The organism is Oceanobacillus aidingensis, from assembly GCF_042654105.1.
Lineage (GTDB): Bacteria > Bacillota > Bacilli > Bacillales > Amphibacillaceae > Oceanobacillus > Oceanobacillus oncorhynchi.
In genome coordinates, this window is the sequence record NZ_JBHSFT010000038.1 from 1 (window position 1) to 24,612 (window position 24,612).

24 protein-coding genes, 1 riboswitch and 1 other annotated feature are annotated in these 24,612 nt (G+C 41.3%); all 24 genes read left to right on the plus strand.

Going from position 1 to position 24,612, the window contains the following annotated elements:
- The first annotated feature begins 339 nt into the window (after window positions 1-339).
- The 24 genes from spoIIGA to pyrE all read left to right on the plus strand — a co-directional run bounded on the left by spoIIGA (window position 340) and on the right by pyrE (window position 24,461).
- Window positions 340-1,260, plus strand: a complete 921-nt coding sequence (spoIIGA, locus tag ACFO3P_RS14805; protein ID WP_042535177.1) for a sigma-E processing peptidase SpoIIGA — start codon at window positions 340-342, stop codon at window positions 1,258-1,260.
- A gap of 15 nt (window positions 1,261-1,275) precedes the next feature.
- On the plus strand, window positions 1,276-1,995 hold the full coding sequence (sigE, locus tag ACFO3P_RS14810) for an RNA polymerase sporulation sigma factor SigE (protein ID WP_042535175.1): 720 nt from the start codon (window positions 1,276-1,278) through the stop codon (window positions 1,993-1,995).
- Window positions 1,996-2,116: 121 nt separating this feature from the next.
- Window positions 2,117-2,899, plus strand: a complete 783-nt coding sequence (gene sigG, locus ACFO3P_RS14815) for an RNA polymerase sporulation sigma factor SigG (protein ID WP_042535173.1) — start codon at window positions 2,117-2,119, stop codon at window positions 2,897-2,899.
- Between the two features lie 121 nt (window positions 2,900-3,020).
- Window positions 3,021-3,281 (plus strand): YlmC/YmxH family sporulation protein, encoded by a 261-nt coding sequence (locus ACFO3P_RS14820; protein WP_040979961.1) that lies wholly within the window; start codon window positions 3,021-3,023, stop codon window positions 3,279-3,281.
- A gap of 95 nt (window positions 3,282-3,376) precedes the next feature.
- Window positions 3,377-4,195, plus strand: a complete 819-nt coding sequence (gene pgeF / locus ACFO3P_RS14825; protein ID WP_042535171.1) for a peptidoglycan editing factor PgeF — start codon at window positions 3,377-3,379, stop codon at window positions 4,193-4,195.
- 12 nt (window positions 4,196-4,207) lie between these two features.
- Window positions 4,208-4,888, plus strand: a complete 681-nt coding sequence (locus tag ACFO3P_RS14830) for a YggS family pyridoxal phosphate-dependent enzyme (RefSeq protein WP_289584548.1) — start codon at window positions 4,208-4,210, stop codon at window positions 4,886-4,888.
- 15 nt (window positions 4,889-4,903) lie between these two features.
- On the plus strand, window positions 4,904-5,341 hold the full coding sequence (locus ACFO3P_RS14835; protein WP_042535167.1) for a cell division protein SepF: 438 nt from the start codon (window positions 4,904-4,906) through the stop codon (window positions 5,339-5,341).
- A 9-nt stretch (window positions 5,342-5,350) separates the two neighbouring features.
- Window positions 5,351-5,611, plus strand: coding sequence for a YggT family protein (locus ACFO3P_RS14840; protein ID WP_374705734.1), 261 nt, complete (start codon window positions 5,351-5,353; stop codon window positions 5,609-5,611).
- 21 nt (window positions 5,612-5,632) lie between these two features.
- Window positions 5,633-6,409 (plus strand): YlmH family RNA-binding protein, encoded by a 777-nt coding sequence (locus ACFO3P_RS14845; protein ID WP_193063366.1) that lies wholly within the window; start codon window positions 5,633-5,635, stop codon window positions 6,407-6,409.
- Between the two features lie 84 nt (window positions 6,410-6,493).
- A complete protein-coding gene (locus ACFO3P_RS14850) occupies window positions 6,494-6,997 on the plus strand; it encodes a DivIVA domain-containing protein (RefSeq protein WP_042536343.1) in 504 nt (167 codons plus the stop codon).
- Window positions 6,998-7,089: 92 nt separating this feature from the next.
- Window positions 7,090-7,307: a binding site (T-box leader), on the plus strand.
- A gap of 73 nt (window positions 7,308-7,380) precedes the next feature.
- On the plus strand, window positions 7,381-10,134 hold the full coding sequence (gene ileS, locus ACFO3P_RS14855) for an isoleucine--tRNA ligase (protein WP_212928498.1): 2,754 nt from the start codon (window positions 7,381-7,383) through the stop codon (window positions 10,132-10,134).
- A 131-nt stretch (window positions 10,135-10,265) separates the two neighbouring features.
- Window positions 10,266-10,368, plus strand: a riboswitch (TPP riboswitch).
- Between the two features lie 195 nt (window positions 10,369-10,563).
- Window positions 10,564-11,406, plus strand: a complete 843-nt coding sequence (locus ACFO3P_RS14860; RefSeq protein ID WP_175297072.1) for a lipoate--protein ligase family protein — start codon at window positions 10,564-10,566, stop codon at window positions 11,404-11,406.
- On the plus strand, window positions 11,399-12,343 hold the full coding sequence (gene lipA / locus ACFO3P_RS14865; RefSeq protein WP_042535161.1) for a lipoyl synthase: 945 nt from the start codon (window positions 11,399-11,401) through the stop codon (window positions 12,341-12,343). The genes ACFO3P_RS14860 and lipA overlap by 8 nt, the downstream gene beginning before the upstream one ends.
- 220 nt (window positions 12,344-12,563) lie before the next feature.
- A complete protein-coding gene (gene lspA / locus ACFO3P_RS14870) occupies window positions 12,564-13,034 on the plus strand; it encodes a signal peptidase II (protein ID WP_042535158.1) in 471 nt (156 codons plus the stop codon).
- Complete coding sequence (locus tag ACFO3P_RS14875) at window positions 13,031-13,942, plus strand: RluA family pseudouridine synthase (protein WP_193063332.1); 912 nt, start codon at window positions 13,031-13,033, stop codon at window positions 13,940-13,942. Before lspA ends, ACFO3P_RS14875 begins: the two co-directional genes overlap by 4 nt.
- Before the next feature lie 169 nt (window positions 13,943-14,111).
- Window positions 14,112-14,660: a bifunctional pyr operon transcriptional regulator/uracil phosphoribosyltransferase PyrR gene (gene pyrR / locus ACFO3P_RS14880; protein ID WP_212928499.1), complete on the plus strand. Its 549-nt coding sequence runs from the start codon at window positions 14,112-14,114 to the stop codon at window positions 14,658-14,660.
- Between the two features lie 395 nt (window positions 14,661-15,055).
- The gene (locus ACFO3P_RS14885; protein ID WP_042535152.1) at window positions 15,056-15,985 is read left to right on the plus strand and encodes an aspartate carbamoyltransferase catalytic subunit; all 930 of its coding nucleotides are present in this window, start codon (window positions 15,056-15,058) and stop codon (window positions 15,983-15,985) included.
- Window positions 15,942-17,225 carry a dihydroorotase gene (locus tag ACFO3P_RS14890; RefSeq protein WP_042535150.1) on the plus strand — a complete coding sequence of 428 codons (1,284 nt, stop codon included), beginning with the start codon at window positions 15,942-15,944 and terminating at the stop codon, window positions 17,223-17,225. Before ACFO3P_RS14885 ends, ACFO3P_RS14890 begins: the two co-directional genes overlap by 44 nt.
- Window positions 17,218-18,318, plus strand: coding sequence for a carbamoyl phosphate synthase small subunit (locus tag ACFO3P_RS14895; RefSeq protein ID WP_042535148.1), 1,101 nt, complete (start codon window positions 17,218-17,220; stop codon window positions 18,316-18,318). Before ACFO3P_RS14890 ends, ACFO3P_RS14895 begins: the two co-directional genes overlap by 8 nt.
- Entirely contained in the window at window positions 18,311-21,511 is a 3,201-nt protein-coding gene (carB, locus tag ACFO3P_RS14900) for a carbamoyl-phosphate synthase large subunit (protein WP_289584549.1), read from the plus strand. The genes ACFO3P_RS14895 and carB overlap by 8 nt, the downstream gene beginning before the upstream one ends.
- Complete coding sequence (locus ACFO3P_RS14905) at window positions 21,511-22,266, plus strand: dihydroorotate dehydrogenase electron transfer subunit (protein ID WP_042535145.1); 756 nt, start codon at window positions 21,511-21,513, stop codon at window positions 22,264-22,266. The genes carB and ACFO3P_RS14905 overlap by 1 nt, the downstream gene beginning before the upstream one ends.
- Complete coding sequence (locus ACFO3P_RS14910) at window positions 22,263-23,177, plus strand: dihydroorotate dehydrogenase (RefSeq protein ID WP_042535144.1); 915 nt, start codon at window positions 22,263-22,265, stop codon at window positions 23,175-23,177. Before ACFO3P_RS14905 ends, ACFO3P_RS14910 begins: the two co-directional genes overlap by 4 nt.
- Window positions 23,174-23,863 (plus strand): orotidine-5'-phosphate decarboxylase, encoded by a 690-nt coding sequence (gene pyrF / locus ACFO3P_RS14915; RefSeq protein ID WP_193063340.1) that lies wholly within the window; start codon window positions 23,174-23,176, stop codon window positions 23,861-23,863. Before ACFO3P_RS14910 ends, pyrF begins: the two co-directional genes overlap by 4 nt.
- Window positions 23,853-24,461: an orotate phosphoribosyltransferase gene (pyrE, locus tag ACFO3P_RS14920; RefSeq protein WP_042535141.1), complete on the plus strand. Its 609-nt coding sequence runs from the start codon at window positions 23,853-23,855 to the stop codon at window positions 24,459-24,461. The genes pyrF and pyrE overlap by 11 nt, the downstream gene beginning before the upstream one ends.
- Window positions 24,462-24,612: the final 151 nt, after the last annotated feature.

Consider the following 24,612-nt stretch of genomic DNA (forward strand, 5'->3'; position numbering starts at 1 on the left):
AATCTTCGTAAAGAAGCATTACGAATAACCGCAGGGACTGCGGGGCTAGCCTAATCCATAACTGACCAATGGGTTGGTGTTCTTAGGAATCTCCTACTTCAAGCAATCGTTAAGTTTGCTAAGTGGGGGTAGTTCAATCCAAAAATCGTTAGACATTATTTCTAAGAATAAGTGTTAAATAGCTTAATTTTGCACACAAGAATTGACAGACTTTTCTCTTTCAATTGTCTATACTTTTCATCATATATTACTTCCTTTCTATGAATTTCATGATCAGCAACGTACGCAGAAGATGATAATCTCTTCTGATTAGCAGCAATTTAGGGGGTGCAACAGAGATTGTCTATTTACTTAGACGTTATTTGGGCATTAAATTTTATGGTAGATTTAATGCTGCTGATGCTCGTACAAATACTTGCCCGGAAACCAGTCAAACGAAGGCGCTTATTTCTTGGTGCATTTATTGCTTCCTGCATTGTTCCACTGACGATTTTGTATCCAAATTCGTTTTTTAACCATGTTGCCGGCAAGCTTCTCTATTCGGTTATTATTATTTTCAGCACATTTGGATTTAAGAGTTTGTATCGCTTTATTAAGCTGACATTCCTCTTTTATTTTGTATCCTTTGCCATTGGAGGAGGGTTAATGGCAATCCATTTTTTCCTGCAGCGTCCGGTGACCGTTTCCCTGGAGGGGATAATCACTTTTAATCAAGGCTATGGCGACCCTGTCAGCTGGATTTTTGTTATCACCTGCTTCCCGATTATTTGGTATTTTACAAAGAGACGAATGGACGAGCACGTTGGAGAACAAGTGAAATATGACGAAATGTACAAGGTGATATTGACAATGAATCATCAGTCTTTTGAATCCATTGGCTATATCGACAGCGGGAATCAGCTTGTCGATCCGTTAACCAGACAACCTGTCGTCATTTGTGATCAGCCGTTTTTAAAGCAATGGTTCGATGATGAAGAGTGGGAGGAGCTGAAAAATGTGAAAGAGCATTTGGATTTCAGCCAGCTGCCAAAGAAATGGGAGGATAAGCTGCATTTGATTCCTTATCAGGGAGTAGATGGTTCGCATTCTTTTATGCTCGCCATTCGTGCTGAGGAACTGACTATCTTTTATAATAAGGAGGTTCTGCAGGCTGCAAATGTATTCATTGGGATTCAATTTGGAGTATTGGAAAGGGATGGGCAATATCATTGCTTGCTGCATCCCCTCATCATTAAGCAATCTATCATACAATCTGCATAAAGGAGTGTGCGTCAAGTGGCTACTTGGAAATTCAAATTAAAATTACGCTGGTATCAATTTCTCAAAAAGATTGGATTAAAGCCAAAGGAAATTTATTATATTGGCGGAAGCGAGGCATTGCCCCCGCCGCTGACAAAGCAGGAAGAACAGGAATTGCTAAAAAAACTGCCTGAAGGAGATAAAGCGGCAAGATCAATGCTGATTGAAAGAAATCTGAGATTAGTTGTTTATATTGCCAGAAAATTTGAAAACACAGGAATTAATATCGAAGACCTGATTAGTATTGGTACGATTGGGCTGATTAAGGCAGTGAATACATTTAATCCAGAAAAAAAGATTAAGCTGGCAACCTATGCTTCCCGCTGTATTGAAAATGAAATCTTAATGTATCTGCGCAGAACGAATAAATTAAAGACAGAGGTTTCCTTTGATGAACCGCTGAATATTGATTGGGACGGCAATGAACTTTTATTGTCGGATGTGCTGGGGACAGAGGAAGATATTATTACAAAAAGTATTGAATCAAATGTGGATAAATCCTTGCTAAAATCAGCATTAGGCAAATTAAATGCACGTGAAAAACAGATTATGGAGCTGCGCTTTGGATTGATTGGCGATGATGAAAAAACGCAAAAAGATGTAGCGGATATGCTCGGAATTTCCCAGTCTTATATTTCCCGTTTAGAGAAGAAAATTATACGTCGATTAAAAAAAGAATTTAATAAAATGGTTTAACTTGATATATCAATTGTTCGCCGCATAGGTTGACTTTTTTTACATGATTTTCCTGCATAAAAACTTTTCCCGGGGAGATACTGTCCTTGAACAGCATCTAAGATTGGGGAGGTTTTCGGGAATGGCAAGACATAAAGTTGAAATATGCGGGGTTGATACATCCAAACTTCCAGTACTTAAAAACGAAGAAATGAAAAAACTATTTATCCGGCTGCAAGAAGAAAATGATATTATTGCCCGGGAAGAATTGGTAAACGGCAATTTACGCCTTGTTCTTAGTGTTATTCAGCGTTTTAATAACCGGGGAGAATATGTCGATGATTTATTTCAGGTCGGTTGTATTGGTTTAATGAAATCAATCGATAATTTTGATTTGTCCCATAATGTACGTTTTTCTACCTATGCTGTTCCGATGATCATCGGTGAAATCAGAAGGTACTTGCGGGATAATAATCCAATTCGTGTATCCAGATCGTTACGTGATATTGCTTACCGGGCTCTGCAGGTCAGGGAACAATTAATCAGTAAAACATCCAAGGACCCATCTCCAGCAGAAATCGCCAAGGAAATGGGAGTGGAACAGGCTGATATTGTCTTTGCGCTGGATGCCATCCAAGACCCTGTTTCGCTTTTTGAACCAATTTACAATGATGGCGGCGATCCGATTTTTGTCATGGATCAGCTGAGCGATGAAAAAGATAAAGATTCCTCCTGGGTTGATAAGCTATCACTAAAAGAAGGAATGCACAGATTGAATGCTAGAGAAAAGATGATATTAAATAAACGCTTTTTTCAAGGGAAAACACAAATGGAAGTGGCGGATGAGATTGGCATATCCCAAGCACAAGTGTCCAGACTTGAAAAAGGAGCTATCCATCAGATGAATAAGCAAATGTTTGAATAAGGAATTAAAAGCCTTGTCCCCGCGGCAAGGCTTTTTGCATGCAAAAATAACTGTTTCCTTTTTATTTTCCATGAAAAAAAGCATGTTCCAATGCATAGGATAAGAAGAGGAGGGAGCTGGCATGGTGAAACTATCTGAACTGCAAATAAAAGAATTGATTGTAATGGATGATGGAACAAGGTTAGGGCATATCATTGACTTAGAGATAGATGGAAGAACCGGAAGAATCATTGCAATTATTGCGGAAGCCAAAGGGAAAAAATCAGGCATGTTTGCGAAAGCAGGCGAGCTTTTTATCGCCTGGGAAAAAATTGTTCGGATTGGGGAAGATGTTATTTTAGTCGAGAAAGTAAAAGGGCCGGATCTTTATACCGAAGATTAAGAAGAAATTATCGATATAATGTGTTAAAATAAGACACAAATTTGAATTTAAGATAATGTTCAATAGGAGAAATTATAGGGAAAAGAGGGAAAAACATGGAGCCATTTCAGCTTAAAAGTGAGACAAGACTTCATTTATCTTCATTGGAGGAAGAAATTCCAGGTCTGGTAGCAGGCTTTACAACAAAAAATGGCGGTGTAAGTAAGGGGGCTTATAAGCAATTAAATATGGGGCTCCATGTATTGGACGACGAGAATAAGGTGCTGGAAAATCGGCGGATTCTGAGCAAGGAATTAAATATTCCCCTGAACCGCTGGGTTTGCGGTGAACAAGTACATGGAACAAGCATCCATTTTACAGGGGAAGAAGATGCGGGAAAGGGCAGTATTTCCTTTGATTCCGGTATATCCGGCGTCGATGGATTAATTATCAATGAGGCGGATTCTCTCCTCGGCACGGCTTTTTTCGCAGACTGTGTTCCATTATTTTTTGCAGACCCGACCAAAAGAATAGCGGGTATTGCTCACGCCGGCTGGAAAGGAACAGTCGGTCAGATCGCCCGGGAAATGGTACAGAAATTGAAAGAAGCCGGTGCCTCTATAGAGAATCTGAAAGTTGTGATAGGCCCGAGTATTTCCAAAGAAAACTACGTTGTTGACGATGTTGTTTTATCACATCTAACTGGTGAACAGAAACAAAAATTTACGAAAGAAATATCGCCAAATCAATATTTCATCGATTTAAAAGAGCTTAATGTCGATATCCTTGTACAATCTGGCGTCTTTCGTCATAATATAGAGGTAACAAAATATTGTACATTACAAGATGAGAGGCTATTCTTTTCTCATCGGCGCGATAATGGAAAAACAGGAAGAATGCTCGCGTTTATCGGATTTGAGAAACAGAAGAAGTAATGGAGGATAAGAATGGTTGCAGTAAAAGAAAATCTAATGGAAATTCAAGCAGATATCGAGCAGGCTGCAAGGAGAGCAGGCAGAAATAAAGAAGATATTAATATTATCGCAGTGACGAAATATGTTACAATAGAACGAGCTAAAGAAGCATTATCTGCCGGGATAGTTCATCTGGGTGAAAATAGAAATGAAGGATTTTTAGCGAAATTTGAAGAGATCAGGGACAGTGCCACTTGGCATTTCATTGGCTCCCTGCAATCCAGAAAAGTAAAAGATATGATACATCATATTGATTATATTCATTCACTAGACAGAAAATCTTTGGCGAAAGAGATTAATAAGCGGGCAGAAAAAACAGTGCCCTGCTTTGTTCAAGTCAATGTGAGCGGAGAAGAATCGAAACACGGATTAGATGAAGGAGAAGTTGAATCGTTTATTAAAGATTTAGCGGCATTTGAGCATATACAGGTGGCAGGTTTAATGACGATGGCTCCGCATGTCGATAATCCGGAAGAAACCCGGCCGCTGTTTAGAAAATTGCGTTTGCTGAGAGACCGTATAAAGGGGCTTGGTTTAGACTATGCACCATGTGAATACCTGTCTATGGGAATGAGCAATGATTATGAAATTGCTGTAGAAGAAGGTGCAACACATATTCGGATAGGTACCAAGCTGGTCGGCAGCGAATTATAAAGTGAGGTGCAGTAAATGAGCTTTAAAAAGAAGCTTAAAAATTATTTCACGATGGACGATGAATATGAGTATGAATATGCCGAGGAAGAACAAAAAGAAGAAATACCCCAGGTTCAGGAAAAAACAGCAGGAAGCAAAAATGTTGTGAACCTTTCCAGTATACAAAATACGAATTCAAAGGTTGTATTAGCTGAGCCGAGAAATTATAATGAAGCTCAGGACATCGCAGATAATATTGTTAACAGACGAGCTGTAATCATTAATCTGCAGCGTGTGGATCGTCAGCAGGCAAAGCGGATCGTTGATTTTCTGAGCGGAACGGTTTATGCCGTAAAAGGAGATATTCAAAAATTAGGATCAGAAACATTCCTGTGTACGCCGGATAATGTAGAAGTATCCGGCAGTATTTCTGAAATGTTATATGAGCAGGAAGATTATGATAAAGGATGGTAGCAGGAGATGTTGGCACAAATCGTTTCACTAATAAGCTTTGGTTTAAACATTTATAGCTTTGCACTAATCGTGTATATTTTTATGTCCTGGTTCCCTGGAGCCAGAGAATCTCAATTTGGAGAATTACTCGGAAAAATTTGTGAGCCTTACTTAGAAATTTTCCGTAAGTTTATTCCGCCGCTTGGTATGATTGATTTTTCTCCAATTGTTGCGATATTATTATTGCATTTTGCAAGAATGGGATTTATCCAATTTGCAATGATGCTTTAGGCTTGAAGGAAAGGAATGACCATGGAAGTTTATCAGCATTTTCGAAAAGAAGAACAGCCATTTATTGATCAGGTTCTTTCATGGAAAGACCAGGTGGAGCGATCGTATATTCCAAAATTGACTGATTTTTTGGATCCGCGCGAACAAGAAATCGTGCAGATGCTGTTAGGCACTAATCACGACGAGCTTCAGGCAGCTGCTTTTGGCGGATCCGAGTACAGTGAACGAAAAAGAATGGTGATTGCTCCTATTTATGAAAGCATTACAGAAGATATGTTTCAAGTAGAGCTGCTGGAGGCATCTTACCCGGAGAAATTTGTAAGTCTGGAGCATCGGGATGTAATGGGTGCTTTTTTATCACAGGGTGTGAAGCGAAAAAAATTAGGAGATATTACAGCAGCAGATGGGAAAATTCATTTACTTGCAGCGGGAGAGGTCGTCCCTTTTATCAAGATGAATTTAACATCTATTAAGAAATCTCGTATATCTTTCAAAGAACAGCCGCTCACTTCGCTGGTTACAGAAAAAAAAGCCTGGAAAGAATATGATAAAACTATTTCTTCCCTGCGTTTAGATACAGTTGTTAAAGAAATATATGGTGTCTCCCGAAAAGACGCTGCTGCTTTGATTCAAAAACTGCTCGTAAAGGTAAATTACCGGGTAGTAGATGATGTGAAATTCCAATTACAAGAAGGGGACATGCTCTCTGTACGCGGAAAAGGCAGAAGTAAAATTACAGCGATACGCGGGAGAACCAAGAAAGATAAAATCAAAATGACGGCGGCAATTTTGCAATAAATGCTGGAAATTTAGCTGGAATTATTGAATAATAAAGAGAGAAATCGGAAGCTCAAGCAAGCACCGATTAGGGAGGTGGAGATGGTGGCACTATCACCATTAGATATTCATAATAAAGAGTTTGCAAGAGGATGGAAAGGCTATGACGTGGATGAAGTAAATAAATTTCTTGATCAAGTGATGAAGGATTATGAAATTGTTATACGTGAAAGAGATGAACTGGATCAAAAAGCGAAAGAGCTTCAGGAACGATTAGGACACTTTACGAACATTGAAGAAACATTAAATAAATCTATTCTGGTTGCTCAGGAAACAGCAGAAGATATTAAAGGCAGTGCGCAAAAAGAAGCAAAATTAATTGTGAAAGAAGCAGAAAAAAATGCTGACCGTATTGTCAACGAAGCATTAAGTAAAGCGCGTAAAATATCCCTTGATGTGGAAGAGTTGAAAAAGCAGGCAAAAGTATTCCGATCAAGAATGCGCATGCTTGTGCAGGCTCAATTAGAAATGCTCGGTACAGATGATTGGGAAGAATTATTTGATACTGAAGTGGATGAAGATTTAGAATTGATGGAGCATGAATCTTAAAGGCTTGACTTAGGCTTGTATATTACATATAATTCATACAAGTATCATGTTTTTTGACATTTAATTTATGCTAAAAATTTCATAATCACTATCGTTATACAATGAAAGAGAAAGTATAGAAGATGACTCTGTGTAAGCGAGTCAGGGGCGGTGGAAGCCTGATACAGAAGTCTTTTAGAAAATCACTCTGGAGTAGCTATTATGAAAATAATGTAGTAATAGCCGGCTGTCCACGTTACGGATTTCGAGTGAATTTAATGCCGGGCATTAAATTTATAAGGGTGGTACCGCGAGTCTTCTCGTCCCTTTAGGGATTAGAGGACTCTTTTTGTATATAAAAATTTAATCTACGATGTGTCATGAAAATAACAGGAGGGAATATCTTGGAATATAAACAAACATTATTAATGCCGAAAACAGCTTTTCCAATGCGTGGGAATCTTCCAAATAAAGAGCCGGAGCGCCAACAGAAATGGGAAGAAAGTGAACAATATCAAAAAAACTTAGAACGTACAAAGGACAGAGCCTTATTTATTTTACATGATGGACCGCCTTATGCGAATGGAGATATCCATATCGGTCATGCACTGAATAAAATCTTAAAGGATTTTATTGTCCGTTATAAGTCCATGACAGGCTATTATGCACCATATGTTCCAGGCTGGGATACACACGGGTTGCCGATTGAAACAGCATTAGCGAAAAAGAAAGTAAAAAGGAAAGAAATGTCTGTTGCAGAATTCCGCAAGCTTTGTGAAGAATATGCACTTGGACAAATTGACAGCCAGCGTACACAATTTAAAAAATTAGGTGTACGTGGTGATTGGGATAATCCATATATCACCTTAACGAAGGATTATGAAGCTTCTCAAATTAAGGTGTTTGGAGAAATGGCACGAAAAGGCTATATTTATAAAGGACTTAAGCCGGTATATTGGTCTCCGTCTTCTGAATCTGCCCTTGCAGAAGCAGAAATCGAATATCAAGATAAACGCTCTCCATCTATCTATGTTTCCTTCGAAGTAACGGATGGAAAAGATGTGCTTGACGGCGGCGAGAAGATTATTATCTGGACGACAACTCCTTGGACGCTTCCAGCGAACTTAGGAATCAGCTTACATCCTGATTTAAGCTATGTAGTAGCACAAGTAAATGATGAAAAATATGTCATTGCAGAAGCTTTATTAGAAGATGTGAAAGAAGTATTAGGCTGGGAAGATGTAACAGTTGTGAAGAAATTCAAAGGGCAGGAAGCGGATCGTGTAGAAGCACAGCATCCATTTTACAATCGTAAATCCCTTGTTATGCTTGGAGAACATGTTACAACTGATGCGGGGACTGGATGTGTTCATACAGCTCCTGGTCACGGGGAAGATGACTTCTATGTTTGCCGCAGATATGGAATCGATGCATTTTGCCCAGTGGATGAAAAGGGTGTCTTTACGAGTGAAGCGCCAGGATTTGAAGGTTTATTTTACGATGCAGCAAATAAAGTTATCACAGAACAATTGGATGAGAATGGCGCCTTATTAAAATTAGAATTTATCACACACTCTTATCCGCATGACTGGAGAACAAAGAAACCAACTATCTTCCGTGCAACTTCCCAGTGGTTTGCATCTATTAAAGATTTCCGTCAGGATATTCTTGATGAAATTAAAAAAGTGCATTGGTATCCGCATTGGGGAGAAACAAGACTTTATAATATGGTGAGAGACCGTGAGGATTGGTGTATTTCCAGACAGCGTGCCTGGGGAGTTCCGATTCCAGTATTTTATGGGGAAGACGGAACAGCAATCATTACAGATGAAACGATTTCGCATGTATCCGAGCTCTTCCGTGAACATGGGTCCAATGTCTGGTTTGAAAGAGAAGCGAAGGATTTATTGCCGGATGGATTTACATCAGAGCATAGCCCAAATGGCAAGTTTACTAAAGAAGTCGATATTATGGACGTATGGTTTGATTCAGGCTCCTCACATGAAGGTGTACTGATGAACTGGGAAGAACTCGATCGTCCGGCTGATGTATATTTAGAAGGAAGTGATCAGTATCGCGGCTGGTTTAACTCTTCATTATCTACTTCCGTCGCAGTAACGGGTAAAGCGCCATTTAAAAATATTATCAGTCATGGGTTCGCCCTGGATGGAAATGGCCGCAAGATGAGTAAGTCATTAGGAAATACGGTTGATCCGTCCAAAGTACAAAAACAATTAGGTGCTGATATTTTGCGTCTGTGGGTTTCCAGCGTGGATTATCAGGCAGATGTGCGTATCTCGGATGCTATTTTAAAACAGACTTCAGAAAGCTATCGTAAAATCCGGAATACCTTCCGTTTCTTACTGGCGAACCTTGCTGATTTTGATCCTAGCAAAGATCGCGTGAAGGATGAAGAATTGCAGGAAGTAGACCGTTATATGCTTTATCGTCTGCAGCAGATCTTAAATAATGCACGTGATAATTATGAGCACTTTGAATTTGCACCAGTAATCAGCCAAGTCCATAATTTCTGTGCTGTTGATTTAAGCTCCTTCTATTTAGATTTTGCGAAGGATATCCTGTATATTGAAGCTGCAGACCACCCGCGCCGCCGCAGTCTTCAAACAGGCTACTATGAAATTTTAACAACACTTGTGAAATTGCTTGCTCCAATTATTCCGCATACAACGGAAGAAGTTTGGGAATACATTCCTGGAGTGGAGGAAGAAACGGTTCACTTAACAGATATTCCTGAGCCGCGGGAGGTTGCAGGTGCAAAAGGCATTGTCGGAAAATGGGATCACTTTATGGAAGTAAGAGATGATGTTCTGAAAGCACTCGAAGAAGCAAGAAGCGAAAAGGTTATCGGGAAATCATTGGAAGCTAAAATTACAATCGTGCCGCTTGATGAAGAAACGAAGCAGGTGCTTGAAAACATTTCGCATCTGCATCAATACTTTATTGTTTCAGAAGCAGTTATCGCAGATGAAAAAGGAACAGGCAAAGCATATGATTATGTTGAGGTTGCTGTTGAAAAACATCCTGGAGAAACGTGTGAACGCTGCTGGGTTGTTTCAGAAACAGTAGGCGAAGACAAAGATCATCCAACACTATGTGCTAGATGTGCCAGTGTTGTCAAAGAAAATTATGAGAATTAAAAAACAGGAGCCAGCTTTCTCAAAAGCTGGCTCCTGTTTTTACATATCTGCAAATTTTAAATGCTAATTATTGTATTTTTCTTTACAATTATAAAAATTACCAGTAGACTTAATTTGTAAACTGAATAAGTATTATGCACTGGGGGAGCTGTTAAGCTGAGAAAGACATTCTGTATTGACCCTTGGCACCCGAACTAGATAATCCTAGCGTGGGGAATGTGCAGTCGATAAGGAATTAGATAATTTATCCATTTATCAATAAATCTATCAAAGGCTGCATTCTATGGAATGGGCTCTTTTTTTTATTGAATATATTCCCCATTTCGCTTGTATCTTTTAAGCTTGATGATCAGGAAGGGCCGCTAAGAAGCTTGGCATAACAGGGAGCAGCTCCTGCAACAAGTAATTTGTTCATTGGAGGTGACGAAATTGAAGAAACAGTGGGCGTTTATCGATACAGGATTCCGTGGTGCTGCATGGAACATGGCTTTTGATGAGTGCTTGATCAATTGGCATCAAGAAGGTAAAATTCCGCCTACATTACGTTTTTATGGCTGGGAAAAGCCCAGTTTATCGATTGGCTACTTTCAAAAAGTCGATAAGAAAATTGATCTGGAAGCAGTGGAGCGCCATCAGTGTCAGTTCGTCCGTCGTTTGACCGGCGGCAGTGCTGTGCTTCATGACGATGAATTAACGTATAGTCTGGTTATTACAGAGAGTGATCCAGATATTCCTGTATCTGTACAAGAGGCCTACCATGTACTGGCAGAAGGAATATTTGAAGGATATCGCAATTTAGGGATTCCTGCAGAATATGCAACACTGGACAGAGAAAGTGCCAGAGGAAGGACAGCAATATGCTTCGAAAAACCTGCGTTCTATGAAATGGTTGTTGACGGTAAAAAGCTTTCTGGAAACGCACAGACAAGGAAAAAAGGTGTATTGATGCAGCATGGGTCTATTCCTATGAGCATGAATACAAACATGCTTTTTGATTTATTTGTATTCTCTTCCGAAAAAATAAGAGAACGAAGCCGGGCAGCATTTTCTAAAAAAGCGGTGACGATTAATCAATTAACGAATCGAGAGCATCGGTATGATATGCTGACGGATGCATTCAAAGAAGGGTTCAAGGAAGGTTTAGGTTTAGAATTTCATCCTCTGCAATTAACCAAGGCTGAGTGGGATGAAGTAGAGCAATTAGCACAATCAAAGTATGAAACGGAAGCGTGGAATATCAACTCAAACAAGGAGCGTGCTGGCATTGGCTAAACAATCAGAATATATTCGTAAACCAGAATGGCTGAAAACAAAAATCAACACCAATGAATCATACAAAAAATTAAAGAACTTAATGCGGGATAAACGGCTGAACACAGTTTGTGAGGAAGCAAAGTGTCCGAATATTTATGAATGCTGGAGCGAGCGAAAAACGGCAACTTTCATGATTTTAGGAGATACCTGTACACGCGGCTGCCGATTCTGTGCCGTAAAAACTGGTCTTCCAAGCGGAGTTGACCTGGGAGAACCAAAGCGGGTCGCTGACTCTGTTGAAATTATGGGATTAAAGCATGTCGTTATAACAGCAGTTGCGCGTGATGACCTGGAGGACGGGGGAGCTGCTGTTTTTGCCAACACAGTCCGTGCAGTTCGTCATCAGAATCCAGGCTGTACAATAGAAGTTCTCCCTTCGGATATGAAAGGGGACTATGAAAGCTTACATACACTGATGGACAGCGAACCGGATATTTTCAATCATAATATTGAAACGGTGAGACGTTTAACGAAACGTGTTCGGGCAATTGCAAGATATGACCGGTCCTTGCAGCTGTTACAGCGTGTTAAAGAAATTGCTCCGGACACTCCTGTGAAATCAAGTATTATGGTAGGCTTGGGAGAAACAAAAGAAGAACTTATCGAGGCAATGGATGACCTGCGGGCGCATGATGTGGATATAGTTACTATCGGGCAATATTTACAGCCGACCAAAAAGCATTTAAATGTGGAACGGTACTATCATCCCGATGAGTTTGAAGAATTGAAAAATATCGCCCTTGAAAAAGGCTTCTCGCATTGTGAAGCTGGACCGTTAGTACGCTCCTCCTACCACGCGGATGAACAAGTAAGCCAGTCAGCCGCCCAAAGGCGAATTAAATATATGAAAGGCTATGAGTCACAGGAAGATACAAAGGTTGATTTTCAATTTTAAATGATATATTTTCTGATAATATTCCTCTCTGCCCGTTTATAAAACGGCCGGAGGGGATTTTTTATATGCTCATATGCTTACGAACCGATGAATGCAGCTGTCAGAAAGAAGGAAAGCCGTATTGTTTCTTGAAAATTACCAGCAGAAAGGATAAGATAAAGAAAGCTTGGTAAACGAACCCTGAAAAGGCGCAGATTTGCTTTAGATTGGAGAAATGAACATGTGGAGATATTATCTGATTACACTTGTCCTGATTGGGATAGACCAATGGACAAAATGGCTTGTTGCTGCACGAATGGAAATAGGTGAATCAATCCCGATTGTGGAGGACTTCTTTTATATTACCTCACATCGGAATTCAGGAGCAGCATGGGGTATTTTAGAAGGACAAATGACGTTATTTTACATTATTACGGTTATTGTGATTGCCGGGTTAATATACTTTTTACATACACATGGAAAACAGGACCGCCTGATTGCTGTCGGGGTCAGTGTATTGATTGGAGGGGCGGTCGGGAATTTCATCGACCGTATTTTATATCAAGAAGTAGTAGACTTTGCAAACTTCTATATTTTTAATTATAATTTTCCGATATTCAACGTCGCAGATGCATCTCTTACAATTGGTGTGGTGATTGTGATGATTGCAATTATTTTGGATGAGAGAAAGCGGGGGAAAGAGAAAAAATGACAGTAAACCAGCATACAGTGACAGAAACAGAGCATAAAAAAAGAGTGGATAAAATACTGGCGGATGTGCTGCATGAATATTCGCGTTCTCAAATTCAGGGCTGGATTGAAGAAGGCAATGTCAAGCTGAATGGAGAAGCAGTGAAAGCAAATCAAAAATGCCAAACCGGAGAAAGCCTTACATGGGAAATACCTGAAACCAAACCGCTTGTTTTAGAACCGGAAAATATTCCTTTAGATATCGTTTATGAAGATGAGGACCTGCTGGTGGTGAATAAAGCAAAAGGGATGGTTGTCCATCCTTCTGCAGGTCATCATACCGGGACATTGGTCCATGCGTTATTATATCATTGCACTGATTTATCAGGAATTAACGGTGTGGAGCGCCCCGGGATTGTCCACCGTCTCGATATGGATACGAGCGGACTTTTAGTTGTTGCGAAGAATGACTACGCCCATCAGTATCTATCAGAGCAGCTGCAGGAAAAGACATTAAAAAGAACGTATGAAGCAATTGTTCATGGAGAAATTGGCCATGAGACCGGGTTAATCGATGCACCGATCGGCAGAGATCCGAAAGACCGTCAAAAAATGGGGATCGTTGAAAACGGCAAACAGGCGGTTACTCATTTTCGCGTGCTCGAACGTTTCCCTGACTATACGCATGTGGAATGCCAATTAGAGACTGGCAGAACACATCAAATTCGTGTGCATATGCAATATATTGGTTTTCCGATTGTAGGCGACCCCAAATACGGTCAGCGGAAATCGTTAGATGTCCAAGGGCAGGCTCTGCACGCGAAGCAAATTGCTTTTATCCATCCGAGGACAGAGCAGCAGATGGAATTTGAAGCAGCACCGCCTGCTGTCTTCATGGAAGCACTCGACCAAATCCGCAAAATGTATTGACAGGCTCGTCATATTCTGACATAATAAGTAACAACAAATAAAGACCTTTAACAATAGTCCTGTGAGGCTAGGAAGGCTGCGATTAGCAAGTTTGCTTACGGTACACGTATGCCCTTTTCCATCAGCAGGAAAAGGGCATTTTTATGCAATTTGGAAGGGGCGGGCTAATTTGAAGAAAAAAACAGAGATTCTTGATGCTGCAGCGATAAATAGAGCATTGACCAGGATGTCCCATGAAATCCTGGAAAAGAACAAAGGCGGAGAGAACCTTGTTTTAATTGGAATCAAAACAAGAGGCGTTCCACTGGCGAAAAACATTCAAGAAAAAATCAAGCAAATTGAAGACATCGAAGTTCCGTTTGGCGAATTAGATATTACCATGTACCGGGATGATTTGGAAAAAAAGGATCATCACGAAGAACCGCGAATCAACTCGGTTTCTATTGATATGGACATAACGAACAAACAGGTCATTCTGATTGACGATGTTCTTTATACAGGCAGAACTGTCCGTGCGGCAATGGATGCTGTAATGGATGTCGGCAGACCGGCGACGATTCAGCTTGGGGCTTTGGTAGACCGCGGGCACCGCGAGCTGCCTATTCGGGCTGACTATGTTGGCAAGAATATACCTACTTCTGAGCAAGAAATTGTTGTTGTTCAGCTGAGTGAAAAAGATCAAGTAGATCTTGTTTCTATTTATGAAAAGAATACATGATAACTTTTAATCAGATCCAGAGAGATTTGAAAGGTTGTTCAGAATAGCGAATGCTTATAGGGTATTCGTCTAGCTCTCTGCAGCCTTTGCAGGGAGCTTTTTTTTAGGAAGTTCAAAAAGTCACTAAATGATAAATGAAGAGCCCTTTAGTTGACTTGCTTTATCCGATGGGGCTGCGGTTACCGATGTTGTCAGGTTAATGAATTTTATTAATTTTGATATAGATAGTAATAAAACCTATCTAGCGTAGTGTTTTTCCGCAGCGGTCGCGCTAACCTGACAACATTGCTGCGATTACTCGTCCCATCAAAACCCGTTAGCAACTTTTTGAACATATATATTTGTATAATGAAAATCAATTTTAAAGAATGACACCAAAGAGGGAGAGATGAATCGTGAAACATTTTATTTCGATGCAGCAGCTGTCGAAGGAAACGATGAATCAAATTCTGAAAGAAGCCGAATTGATAAGAAAATCACCAAGAACCATGAATAAACAGTTATTTGCTGCCAACCTGTTCTTTGAACCAAGTACAAGAACGAAAATGAGCTTTGAAGTTGCACAGAAAAAAATTGGTTTAGAGATGCTCGATTTTCATACCGAAGCTTCCAGCCTTGTCAAGGGAGAGTCCTTATATGACACAGCGAAAACCTTTGAAGCGATTGGTGCCAATGTGTTAGTCGTCCGTCATCCATCTGATAAGTGGATAGCTGAAATTGAGAAAGAAGGTTACTTGAGCATACCGGTTATCAACGCCGGCTCCGGAAAAGAAGAGCATCCTACTCAGTGCATGCTGGATTTACTGACAATGTACCAGGAATTTGGCCATGTTGAAGGCAGGAAGGTTGTTATCGCTGGCGATATCAAGCATAGCAGGGTAGCAAGGTCGAATGCGCTTGCTCTGGAGAAATTAGGAGCTGAAGTTTACTTGAGTGCAGCACCAGGGTTTGAAGATACCAGCTTACATTATCCATATATCCGAATGGATGAGGCAGTAGAAATAGCGGATGTCGTGATGCTGCTGCGAATTCAGCATGAGCGTCATATTCATAAAGCAGAAACTTCAGATTATCTCACCCTTTATGGTTTGACAATGGAAAGAGCTGCAAAAATGCAGAAGCATGCAATAATTATGCATCCCGCCCCAATCAACAGAGGGGTGGAAATTGACAGCAGGCTTGTAGAAAGTAAACAGTCACGTATTTTTAAACAGATGGAAAATGGTGTCTATGTCCGAATGGCAATTTTAATTCACGTATTAAAAGAATGGGGGATTATCAATGAAAACGAAATTAACGAACGCAAAACGCTTAACATCATCTAATGAATTGGTAAACTGTGAGGTGCTTATCGAAGACGGGAAAATCAAGAAGGTGGCCCCGGAAGTAACAGAGCAGGCGGATAACACAATTAATGCAAAGAGTAATCTTGTTGCTCCAGGATTTATCGATGTGCATGTGCATCTGCGTGAACCAGGCGGAGAGTATAAAGAAACCATTCGTACAGGAACAGAAGCAGCTGTCAAAGGAGGATACACTACTATTTGCGCAATGCCAAATACGAATCCGGTTCCGGATAGCCCGGAAACATTGGAGCAGCTGCTTCAAAAAATTAAAGAGGATGCTGTTATCCGTGTTCTTCCTTACGCTTCGATTACCAAAGGTTTAAAAGGTGAAGAACGTACAGATGTTAAGGCACTGTTTGAGCAGGGAGCTTTTGCCTTTACAGATGATGGGGTAGGAATTCAGACTGCCAATCAAATGCTTCAGGCCATGAAAGAAGCAGCTGCATGCGGTGCGGCAATTGTTGCTCATTGTGAAGATAATTCCCTGGTCTATGGCGGAGTAACCCATGATGGAGAAGTAAGCAAGCGTCTAAACCTTCCGGGGATTCCGTCTTTAAGTGAATCGGTACAAATTGCCAGAGATGTTCTGTTAGCTGAAGCTGCCGGCTGTCACTATCATGTTTGTCATGTCAGCACGAAGGAATCGGTTCGCGTCATTCGTGATGCGAAAAAAGCTGGTATTCATGTTACAGCGGAGGCATCTCCACACCATTTAATATTAAACGAAACTGATATTACTGAAAATGATGCAAATTTCAAAATGAATCCGCCGCTAAGAGGAAAGGATGACCAGGAAGCACTGATTGAAGGGCTTTTAGATGGCACACTGGATGCTATCGCCACAGACCATGCGCCGCATGGAGAGGAAGAAAAAGCAAATGGCTTTTTAGAAGCACCATTCGGAATTGTTGGATTAGAAACAGCTTTTCCATTGTTATACACTCATCTGGTACAAAAAAACGTACTAAATTTACATGAATTGATTGATAGAATGACGAAAAAGCCGGCGGATGTGTTCGGACTTCCTTATGGAACGTTGGAAGAAGGAGCGCCAGCAGATTTAACCATTATTGATTTAGGAAAAACAGCAAAAATCGATCGCTATCAATTTGCTTCTAAAGGGAAAAATACACCTTTCCACGGCTGGGAGGTAACAGGATTCCCTGTCCTGACAATGGTAGATGGCAAGGTCGTATTTGAGGAGGGCAACCATGCGTAAACGTAATTTAATTTTGGAAGATGGAACAGTTTTTGAAGGATACGGTTTTGGAAGCGAAGAAGTTTCCAAGGGAGAGATTGTTTTTAATACAGGAATGACTGGATATCAGGAAGTTATCACCGATCCAAGTTATTGCGGACAATTTGTAACGATGACGTACCCTCTCATTGGAAACTATGGAATCAATCGAGACGATTATGAAACAGTGACACCATTTATTCATGGTTTGATTGTGAAAGAATATAGTGAGCAGCCTTCCAATTTCCGGAATGAAGAGACCATCGACAGCTTCTTAAAGGCGAATAATATTCCCGGGATCGCCGGAATCGATACGAGAAAATTAACACGGATTATTCGCAAGTATGGAACGATGAAAGCAGCTATCCTTTCTGCGGAAGAAGATGTAGAAAAAGCAGTAGAAGAATTGAGAAATGCGGAATTTCCTAGAGACCAGGTAAAACAGACATCGACAAGTAAGCCTTACGTTGTTCCGGGCAGAGGAAGCCGTGTGGTACTGGTTGATTTTGGTGCAAAGCATGGTATTCTGCGGGAATTAACGAAACGGGATTGCCAAATTACGGTGGTTCCTTATAACTATCGTGCAGAGGACATTCTGCGTCTCCGTCCAGACGGCATCATGCTGACAAATGGACCAGGAGATCCAAAAGATGTACCGGAAGCGATTGAAATGATCAAAGAGATTCTTGGGCAGGTGCCGATATTTGGAATTTGTCTTGGACATCAGCTTCTGTCTTTAGCCTGCGGGGCAAATACAGAAAAGATGAAATTTGGACATCGCGGTGCGAATCATCCAGTGAAAGATTTAGAGAATGATAAAACGTACCTTACTTCTCAGAATCATAGTTACGCAGTAAATCCAGATTCCCTTGAAAATACGGGACTTGAACTGACACAAATCGCCATCAATGATGAAACCGTAGAGGGAGTTAGACATACGAAGTATCCGGCATTCTCGGTACAGTACCACCCGGAAGCATCTCCAGGACCAGAGGATACCAATTATCTTTTTGATGAATTTTTAAAAATCATGAAACAGCAAGGGAAGAAGCAGGAGGTTCATATTCATGCCTAAACGTACAGATATTCAAAAAATTCTCGTGATTGGATCTGGCCCGATTGTCATTGGACAAGCGGCCGAATTCGACTATTCTGGAACTCAGGCTTGTCAAGCATTGAGAGAAGAAGGTTATGAGGTTATTTTAGCCAACTCCAATCCGGCAACGATTATGACAGATAACACAGTTGCAGATAAAGTATATATGGAACCTTTAACAGAAGAATTCTTAACAAAAATTATTCGTAAAGAGCATCCCGATGCTATTTTGCCGACATTAGGCGGACAAACAGGCTTAAACCTTGCTATGGAGCTTGTCCGTAAAGGGGTATTGGAAGATCATAAAGTACAGCTTCTGGGAACCGCACCGGAATCGATTCAGCAGGCCGAGGATAGAGAGCTGTTCCGTACCCTGATGAATGAGTTGAATGAGCCAGTGCCGGAAAGTGAAATTGTACATACCGTGGAGGAGGCTGTTAATTTCGCCAATACCATCGGCTATCCACTCATTGTGCGCCCGGCATATACGCTTGGCGGTACCGGCGGAGGAATGTGCTACAGCGAGGAAGAGCTGAAGGAAATCACACATAACGGACTGGTGCTTTCTCCAGTAAACCAGTGCCTGATTGAACGAAATATTGCAGGGTTTAAAGAAATAGAGTATGAAGTGATGCGTGACCATAAGGACCAGGCAATTGTGGTTTGTAACATGGAAAATATCGACCCGGTGGGAATCCATACAGGGGATTCGATTGTTGTGGCTCCGTCACAAACCTTAAGTGACCGGGAATATCATATGCTGCGTAATGCTTCCTTGAAAATTATTCGTGCCTTAGAAATTGAAGGCGGCTGTAATGTCCAGCTGGCGCTTGATCCATACAGCTTCCAATACTACATTATTGAAGTGAATCCGCGTGTCAGCCGTTCATCCGCGCTGGCTTCCAAGGCAACAGGTTATCCGATTGCAAAAATTGCGGCGAAAATCGCGGTTGGCTACACATTGGATGAAATTATTAACCCAATTACTGGTAAAACGTATTCAATGTTTGAACCGGCATTAGACTATGTGGTTACCAAATTCCCGCGTTTTCCATTTGATAAATTTACATCAGGAGACCGTCGTTTAGGAACGCAGATGAAGGCGACTGGTGAAGTAATGGCAATTGGCCGTAATTTGGAAGAATCCTTACTAAAAGGTGTGCGTTCTCTGGAAATGGGAACAGAAGAGCTTTACCTTGCAAAAGCAGAGGGCTTAGATGAAGAAACATTAGATAAACGCTTGAAGCGTGCAGATGATGAACGTATTTTTCTCTTGGCAGAAGCATTGCGGCGAGGCTATTCGGTCGATAAAATCTTTGACATGACCAAGATTGACCGATTCTTCTTAAACAGCTTAAATAAAATTATTGAAACAGAGAAAGCCTTGATTGAAAATAAGAACGATATGGCAGTGTTAAAAGCAGCAAAAGAGCTGGGCATTGCAGATGAGCAGGTTTCCAGACTCTGGGATGTTCCGCTGGATGACGTATATGCGTTAAGAAAAGAAAATAATCTCTTCCCGGTTTATAAAATGGTAGATACCTGTGCGGCAGAATTTGAGTCGGAAACACCTTATTTCTATAGCTCGTATGAAACGGAAAATGAATCGGAAGTAACAGAACGTAAGAAAATCCTCGTGCTTGGTTCCGGACCAATCCGCATCGGACAAGGGATTGAGTTTGATTATGCGACCGTGCATTCGGTATTTGCGATTAAAGAGCTGGGCTATGAAGCAATTATTATGAATAATAATCCGGAAACCGTATCTACTGATTTTACGATTTCCGATAAACTTTACTTTGAGCCGCTTACGCTGGAAGATGTTATGCATGTGATTGAACTGGAAAAACCAGAAGGCGTGATTGTGCAGTTTGGCGGTCAAACTGCGATTAATCTGGCAGATGGACTGGAACGCCGCGGAGTGAAAATTCTAGGTACCGGCCTGGAAGCAATTGATCGTGCAGAGGATCGCGATAAATTTGAAGTATTATTAGATGAGCTTGACTTACTTCGTCCGCAAGGAAAGGCAGTACCAAGGTTAGATAAGGCAATTGAAACAGCAAATGAAATTGGCTATCCGGTACTTGTACGCCCTTCTTATGTTATTGGCGGCAGCCGTATGGAAATTGTATACAGTGAAAAAGAGCTGGAAAATTATTTAGTGAAATCAGATGGTGTGGATTCTGCACATCCGATTTTAATCGATAAATATTTAACAGGAATGGAAGCAGAAGTAGATGCCATCAGTGATGGAGAAACAACGATTGTTCCTGGAATCATGGAGCATATCGAACGCGCTGGAGTCCACTCTGGTGACTCGATGGCTGTATATCCTCCGCAGCGTTTAAGTGAAGCTGTAAAAGAAAAATGTCTGGATGCAGCAGTGAAGATTTCAAGCGCATTGAACGTAAAAGGACTAATCAATATCCAGTTTATTATCCGTGATGAAGATGTTTATGTGCTTGAAGTAAATCCAAGAGCCAGCAGAACAATTCCATTTCTAAGCAAGATTACTGGCGTAACGATGGCAAATATTGCTACGAAATGTATCTTAGGTGAGAAATTAGCCGATATGGGCTATGAAACTGGTATTTTACCTGAACAGAACCTTGTTTCTGTCAAAATTCCAGTATTCTCTTTTGAAAAATTACGCAGTGTGGATACCATTCTTGGACCAGAAATGAAATCTACCGGTGAGGCAATCGGTTATGATAAAACATTAGAAAAAGCATTGTATAAAGGACTTATTGCTTCCGGATTAAAAGTGCCGCAAGAAGGCGGCGTATTATTGACCGTTGCCGATAAGGACAAGGCAGAAATGCTGGAAGTAGCAGAACGGTTCCATCAGCTTGGGTTTGTCCTCTATGCAACACAAGGGACAGCATCCTTTATTCAGGAAGAAGGCGATATTCCTGTTGTTCAAGTAGGTAAAGTAGGGGTAGATGAGCCGAATGTATTATCCATCATTGAAGAAGGAAAAGTCCAATTTGTTATCAATACACTTAATTCTGGGCAAAAACCAAGGTCGGATGGTTTCTTAATCCGCCGTGAAGCAGTAGAGCATGGCATTGCAAGTCTGACAAGCTTAGACACGGTGAATGCGATTATCAATGTCATTGACTCCACAACATTTACAGCACAATCCATCAGCCAGCAAAAGGTGAAGCAATGATGAAGAAAAGACATGAAATGGAAGTAATCGCTGTTGATACAATCGCCAAAGAAACAATTGAAATGACATTGTATCAGCCGGAAATCAGTCAGCAAACTGTGCCGGGACAATTCCTGCATTTGCTTGTCCCCGGTTTTACATTAAGAAGGCCTATCTCAATTGCCAAGGTCAATTCAGAGGAAGGCACCGTCACCATTTTGTTTAAAGTCGTCGGCGGCGGCACAAAAGCGTTAGCAGCTTATCAGCCGGGAATGACAGTCGATGCACTTGGTCCAAATGGAAATGGTTTTCAGGTAGACGATGTACAAGAAGGAGAACGTATTCTGTTAGTAGGTGGAGGAATTGGGGTTCCTCCCATCTACCATCTCGCCAAGCGCTTAAGTGAAAAGAATGTGGAGCTTGTTGCTGTATTAGGATTTCAATCCAAGGATTATGTCTTTTACGAAGAAGCATTCCAGAAAATAGCGGAAACGTATGTAGTTACTAATGATGGCTCCTATGGACATCAAGGGTTTGTCACACATGTATTTTCTGAAGTGGGCGCATTTGATCAATATTTCAGCTGCGGACCGCTGCCGATGCTCCGCGCTGTGACCACAGAATTAAAAGATGCGGCAGGAAAAGTATCTCTGGAAGAGCGGATGGGCTGCGGCGTCGGAGCATGTATGGCCTGTGTACTGCCAACGGTGGATAACAGCTATAAGAAGATTTGCAGTGACGGCCCCGTATTTTCTGCGCAGGAGGTTATCTTATGAACCTAGAGGTGAAATTGCCTGGACTAACATTAAAAAATCCGATTATGCCGGCATCAGGCTGCTTTGGATTTGGAAAAGAGTACAGTGAATTCTACGATTTAAGCCGGTTAGGCGCTGTTATTATGAAGGCGGCAACGCAATTTGAACGCTTTGGAAATCCGACGCCGCGTGTTGCAGAAACTTCTTCAGGCATGTTAAATGCCATTGGTCTGCAAAATCCGGGAGTAGAGCGGATTATTGCCAATGAAGTTCCCAGACTTGCTGCATATGATACATCTATTATCGCAAACGTTGCTGGAAGCTCATTAGAGGAATATGTTTTTGTAGCCAGTGCATTTAATCAGACTAAGGATGTGCATGCATTAGAATTAAATATCTCCTGTCCCAATGTAAAAGAGGGCGGTATTCAATTTGGCACAGACCCGGAAATGGCTAAACGCGTTACATCCGCAGTGAAAGAGGCGAGTAATCTTCCTGTGTATGTGAAGCTGTCCCCGAATGTGACCAATATTGTCGAAATGGCAAAAGCCGTAGAAGAAGCCGGTGCGGATGGACTTTCCATGATAAATACATTAACGGGCATGAAGCTGCATTTGCCGACTGGGAAACCGCTGATTGCCAATCAGACTGGCGGATTATCCGGTCCGGCTATTAAGCCGATTGCAATCCGGATGATTTACGAAGTGCGGCAGCAGGTATCTATTCCGATTATTGGCATGGGAGGCATTTCTACTGCAGAGGATGTGCTGGAATTCCTGCAGGCTGGTGCAGATGCAGTAGCAGTTGGTACAGCAAACTTCCAAAATCCATTTGCGTGTGTAGATATCATCGATGCACTTCCAGAAACACTAATGAACTATCAATATACTTCTGTGCAGGATGTAATTGATAGAAGGGGCGTGCAGGTATGAGCGTCTTTGTCGCATTAGATTTTCCAACATGGACCGAAACGGAACGGTTTTTAAAGGATAATGATCTTGCAGGTGTCCCTGTAAAAGTCGGAATGGAGCTTTTTTATCGAGAAGGACCGGCAATCATTGAAAAATTGAAAGCAGATAACCACCCTATTTTCTTAGATTTAAAGCTTCACGATATTCCAAATACGGTTCATCAGGCAATGAAAAATATTGCTTCTTTGAACGTAGATATGGTAACAACGCATGCGATTGGCGGAAAAGAGATGATTTATCAGGCGAAGCAGGGGCTGGCAGGTTCATCTACCAAGCTGATGGCAGTGACGATTCTTACTTCGATGGATGATAATGTTTTAGAGCGGGAGCTTGGTTTATCAGGCGATGTAGAAGAGAATGTTACCCGTTTTGCAGCACTCGCAAAAGAAGCAGGAGCAGATGGAGTGGTCAGCTCCGTTCATGAGGTGCCAGTAATCAAAAAGCATTGCGGTGACGACTTCTTGTCCATTACTCCGGGCATCCGTTTAGCAGATTCTTCCCAGGATGATCAGAAACGAATAGCGACGCCTGAGAAAGCGAAAGAGCTGGGCAGTGATTTCCTGGTTGTCGGCAGAAGCATTACCAAAGCAGAAAATCCAAGAAAAGCATATGAACAAGTGATGAAGGAGTGGCAGCATGGAGAATAATATAACCAAAGATTTATTAGCAATTGAAGCAGTACAATTAAATGCAGATAACTATTTCACATGGACATCTGGACTTAAATCACCTATCTATTGTGATAACCGTTTAACGATGAGCTATCCTGCCGTCCGCAAAAAAATTGTTCAAGCATTTGCAGATATGGTGAAAAATAGTGATACCAAACCGGAAGTTATTGCCGGCTGTGCAACAGCAGGTATCCCGCATGCAGCCTGGCTGGCAGAAGAGCTTGATTTACCAATGGTATATGTACGTTCGAAGCCAAAAGGACATGGAAAAGGCAACCAGATTGAAGGGGCATCGGTAGAAGGGAAAAAGGTACTTGTGATTGAAGACCTGATCTCCACTGGCGGGTCATCCATTCAATCTGCCGAGGCGTTAAAACAAGATGGCGCTGAAATTACAGCAGTATATTCCATTTTCACATATGGACTTCCAAGAGCGCAAAAAGCGTTTGAAGAAGCAGGCTTCTCTTATGAATCGATAACCGGTTTTGATCAGCTGTTAGAATTACTTATTGAAGAAAATAAGCTTACAGAGAAAGAAAAAGAGACAGTACTTGCTTGGAGAAGCGAGTTATAAGAATAAGAAAGAAGGATGTGACTCGTAAAAGAGGGCACATCCTTTCTTATGTGCGCCAGGCATGGCGACTATCTAGGTGGTGGAAATCCACTGTGGAGGTACACATCGACCAACCACTAGAGAAGCGCAAAGCATTTATCGTGAGGTAAAG

Coding starts and splice junctions, on each gene's coding strand:
- sigG (WP_042535173.1), top strand. CDS start 2,117: ATGGCAAGACATAAAGTTGAAATATGCGGGGTTGATACATCCAAACTT.
- ACFO3P_RS14820 (WP_040979961.1), top strand. CDS start 3,021: ATGGTGAAACTATCTGAACTGCAAATAAAAGAATTGATTGTAATGGAT.
- pgeF (WP_042535171.1), top strand. CDS start 3,377: ATGGAGCCATTTCAGCTTAAAAGTGAGACAAGACTTCATTTATCTTCA.
- ACFO3P_RS14830 (WP_289584548.1), top strand. CDS start 4,208: ATGGTTGCAGTAAAAGAAAATCTAATGGAAATTCAAGCAGATATCGAG.
- ACFO3P_RS14835 (WP_042535167.1), top strand. CDS start 4,904: ATGAGCTTTAAAAAGAAGCTTAAAAATTATTTCACGATGGACGATGAA.
- ACFO3P_RS14845 (WP_193063366.1), top strand. CDS start 5,633: ATGGAAGTTTATCAGCATTTTCGAAAAGAAGAACAGCCATTTATTGAT.
- lspA (WP_042535158.1), top strand. CDS start 12,564: ATGTGGAGATATTATCTGATTACACTTGTCCTGATTGGGATAGACCAA.
- ACFO3P_RS14875 (WP_193063332.1), top strand. CDS start 13,031: ATGACAGTAAACCAGCATACAGTGACAGAAACAGAGCATAAAAAAAGA.
- ACFO3P_RS14890 (WP_042535150.1), top strand. CDS start 15,942: ATGAAAACGAAATTAACGAACGCAAAACGCTTAACATCATCTAATGAA.
- ACFO3P_RS14895 (WP_042535148.1), top strand. CDS start 17,218: ATGCGTAAACGTAATTTAATTTTGGAAGATGGAACAGTTTTTGAAGGA.
- carB (WP_289584549.1), top strand. CDS start 18,311: ATGCCTAAACGTACAGATATTCAAAAAATTCTCGTGATTGGATCTGGC.
- ACFO3P_RS14905 (WP_042535145.1), top strand. CDS start 21,511: ATGAAGAAAAGACATGAAATGGAAGTAATCGCTGTTGATACAATCGCC.
- ACFO3P_RS14910 (WP_042535144.1), top strand. CDS start 22,263: ATGAACCTAGAGGTGAAATTGCCTGGACTAACATTAAAAAATCCGATT.
- pyrF (WP_193063340.1), top strand. CDS start 23,174: ATGAGCGTCTTTGTCGCATTAGATTTTCCAACATGGACCGAAACGGAA.
- pyrE (WP_042535141.1), top strand. CDS start 23,853: ATGGAGAATAATATAACCAAAGATTTATTAGCAATTGAAGCAGTACAA.